This window comes from Lysobacter sp. TAB13 (assembly GCF_052113885.1).
GTDB lineage: Bacteria > Pseudomonadota > Gammaproteobacteria > Xanthomonadales > Xanthomonadaceae > Lysobacter > Lysobacter gummosus.
In genome coordinates, this window is the sequence record NZ_JBFRDR010000112.1 from 1 (window position 1) to 556 (window position 556).

At 69.8% G+C, this 556-nt stretch carries 1 protein-coding gene; it reads right to left on the reverse strand.

Translation table 11 applies throughout. The features are described from left to right. The coding region (locus AB4Y92_RS25365) for a 2-oxo acid dehydrogenase subunit E2 (RefSeq protein ID WP_441822129.1) at positions 1-556 on the reverse strand (556 nt) is incomplete at both ends.

Genomic DNA, 556 nt, shown 5'->3' on the forward strand with positions numbered 1-556 from the left:
CTGCAACGGGTTTTCAAGGGTGTTGACGATGTGATCGAGGAAGCGCGCCGCCCGCACGCCGTCGAGCACGCGGTGGTCGCAGGAGAGAACGAGACCGACCTCGCGCCGCAGGCACGGCAGGCCGTTCGCATCCGGCCGGAAGACCGGCTTCTGCGCCGCGACCCCGAGAATGGCCGACTGGCCGGGATTGATGATCGGCACGAGATGCGAGGCGCCGAACATGCCGACATTGGAGACCGAGATGGCGCCGCCCTCGAGCTCGGCGCTCGCCAGGCGTCCGGAGCGCGCGCGGGCCACGAGATCGCCACACCCGTCTGCGACCGCATCCAGGCTCAGGTGGCCGGCCTCGCGGAGCACCGGCACGAGCAGGCCGCGCTCGCTGTCGACCGCGAGCCCAACATCCGGACTGGCGAGCTCGATGATCTCGTCCTCGGCCCAGAGCAGGTTGCAGGCCGGCATCTCGACCAGGGCCCGGCCAACGGCCGCCATGATGAAATGCGTGATGCTCAGGCGCGTGTGCCCACTGCTGCCGTTCAACTCCTCGCGCAGGCCCAGC